We start from the raw sequence: 2603 nt of genomic DNA, 5'->3' as shown, positions 1-2603 counted from the left end.
GCGTAGTGCAGATCCGGATGGTCGAGGACGACATCGCCGACGTGCTCGTTATCATCACGGCTGACCAGCACTGCCGCCAGCCTCTGGATCAGTCCGATATGATCGATGAAGGATTCGAAACGCTCGTGCGGATCGACGATTCTCTCGCCGCGTCTCTGTTCGCCATTGTCGATCGAATGGTACCAGAAATGCTGGTGCGTTTCGGCGAGCGTACGGTCGGCAGTTAAGGCCCAGACGTAATTTCTGCGCAGGATCTCGCGCAGTTCACCGATCCTCATTGCTGGCTGAAGTTGCCGCTTGCGGCCTGCGCCGATCTGGAAATAGGGCGCGATGGCGTCACAGAAGTCCGGCACTACGTCGAGAAGCAAGCTGTGAAACTGCTCACTGGTCTCGCCATCCATGACCTCCGCGACGTGCGCAGCAACGTCGCCCCAGCAATGCCACTGACCTTCGCGCAGGCTTGCCGAAATGCGTTTCAAGTTCTCGATGATGGTTTCGTTAGCCGCCACATAGTCCTGCGTCTGTGGGTCAGTCTGCGCATAGATACGTATGGTGCTCTCTATCGAGCTGCGGACAAGTGCAATGCTTCCCGCTTCGACCGGCAGGCTTTTTGCGTAGCCAAGCGCTGCCTCGCGCACGGTCACCCAGGTGGCGACCCAATGCGGCCAGCGTTGGAGGGCTACACACATCCCCTGACCTGAGGAGTTGCCTATTCCAAGCCCGCGCGCGATCGCGATGTCGAGCTGCGCCGCGTCCGAATTGCGCCGCCGCGCCACGGCATTGACGAGATCGATGGAGACAAGCCGAACCAGGTAGATCGCGAAGATGTCCGCAAAGAACGGGTGCGCCAGCGGGTGCTCCTCGGGAATGCCGGGATAGGAAACCGTGCCGTTCCTGCCACTGCTTTGAAAGCCACCGTTCCGCATGAGGTAGGCGATGCCAAGCTCTGGGGCAGGCTGTTCGCCGCGGGACAATGCTTCGACGACGGCGTCGAAATGCCGGCTGCTGCGATTGGCGGGGGTCCAGCCGACCACATCCGAATCCGTGCGCATCTGGCCTTCAGCCTTGATGTCGAAGGTTTCAAATTCCCGCTGGATACGCTGTTGGCTGGCAAGATTGACGAAGAGCGCGCCGAACATGTCGCGATCCGCGCCGTCGGAGCGGCGTCCGACTTTTTCGATTCCGTCCCATGGATATGCTCGGGCGATATAGGAGAAGGAATGGCCTTCCGCGTCGATCCGGTAGACAAATCTCGCCGCGCCGTCATCGTCGCACTCCGCCGAGATCATTCTTATCTGCCAGCGTTCGCGAACGATCCTGCGCAGCAGCATATCGGCAAAACTGACGCGCGAAGCCTTGAAGCAGCGAAGGTTCTCGACGCGCATCAACACATCGGCCGGCCGCATCCATCGCCGCGCCTTCAACGCACCTTCCGGACCCGCGAACTCCTGCAGGCGTTGTTCTATGAATGCCGGCAGCGGCGGCTCGACCTGGCTAGACGTCATTTCCCTGCTCCAATCAGCGATCATTGCGGGACGCGGCCTCGTTCATGCTCGACCCGACTAGATAAAATGTGAAAACGGTAAGGGCGACCGCAGCACCCGGCCCCAAGCTGAGCAGCGGCAGGATCGGCAGGAACATCGAACCGTCGCGCACCATGCCGCCCCAATCCGGAGCCGGCGGAGGCACGCCCAGCCCCAGGAAGCTGAGGCTTGCGGAGGTGAAGATCGCGAAGGCCACATTGATTGCGAACTGCGCCCACACCACGCGCATCGTGTTTGGCATGATATGATGGCGGATGATCCAGAAAGAGCTTGCGCCCGTGGCACGCGCAGCTTCCACGAAGACCATTTCCCGGACAACGAAAACCTGGCCACGAACCAGGCGGGCGACCGTCGGCGCAGTGACGACACCCAGCGTGACCGCCAGGTTGACCACCGATGGCCCGAGCATGGCGGTGATGATCAATGCGAGAACGAGCCCCGGCAAGGCGATGAAAATGTCGATTATCTGGACCAGGACAAAATCGACCCAGCCACGGAAAAACCCGGCGATCAGGCCAATGGGCGCGCCGATCAGCACAGCCACGATCGCCGCCGAAGCACCCACCTGCAACGAAACCCTTGTCCCGTAGATGACGCGCGACAGCACGTCCCGGCCCAGTTGGTCCGTGCCAAGAATATTCTCAGCCGAAGGCGGCCCGAGGACATTGATCGTCGTAGCGGTCGGGTGCAGTGGCGCGATCAAGGGCGCGAACACCGCGATCAATGTGATGATCACCAGAAGCGTCAGGCCAAGGACCAATCGGAACGGAAGTTTTCTCATTGGATTCTAAGCCGATGTTCGCACGAGCGGATTGACGAGGCTGTAGGTGATGTCCGCCACAAGGTTGAGGATCATCACGCCGACGATGATCACCATTCCCACCGACAGCATCACCGGAAAATCCCGGGACGAAATCGCTTCGACCAGCAGCCGGCCCATGCCTGGCATGGAAAAGACGGTTTCGGTCACGACCGCCCCGCCTACCAGTTGTCCAAGCGAAAGTCCGGCATAGGTGATCAAGGGCAATATGCTGTTGGGCAGAATGTGCCGGTAGGAAA

At 60.4% G+C, this 2603-nt stretch carries 4 protein-coding genes; 1 reads left to right on the top strand and 3 read right to left on the bottom strand.

What is annotated here, in order from left to right; genetic code table 11:
• Window positions 1-1139: hypothetical protein (locus EN879_RS31565; protein ID WP_206521038.1), on the bottom strand; the 1139-nt coding region annotated here is incomplete at its 3' end.
• On the opposite strand from EN879_RS31565, the gene EN879_RS31560 reads away from it, so the two are divergent.
• Entirely contained in the window at window positions 1104-1577 is a 474-nt protein-coding gene (locus EN879_RS31560) for a hypothetical protein (protein ID WP_127274510.1), read from the top strand. The genes EN879_RS31565 and EN879_RS31560 overlap by 36 nt on opposite strands.
• Here the strand turns inward: EN879_RS31560 and EN879_RS31555 are convergent.
• Complete coding sequence (locus tag EN879_RS31555) at window positions 1519-2259, bottom strand: ABC transporter permease (RefSeq protein WP_244507023.1); 741 nt, start codon at window positions 2257-2259, stop codon at window positions 1519-1521. The two genes, EN879_RS31560 and EN879_RS31555, sit on opposite strands and share 59 nt — an antisense overlap.
• Before the next feature lie 72 nt (window positions 2260-2331).
• Window positions 2332-2603 (bottom strand): ABC transporter permease (locus tag EN879_RS31550; RefSeq protein WP_164774703.1); only part of this gene is annotated, 272 nt, incomplete at its 5' end.

Source organism: Mesorhizobium sp. M7A.F.Ca.AU.002.02.1.1, from assembly GCF_003998535.1.
GTDB classification, from domain to species: Bacteria; Pseudomonadota; Alphaproteobacteria; order Rhizobiales; family Rhizobiaceae; genus Mesorhizobium; species Mesorhizobium ciceri.
Note: the sequence above shows the minus strand (reverse complement) of the source record. Positions and strands in the feature narration are given on the sequence as shown.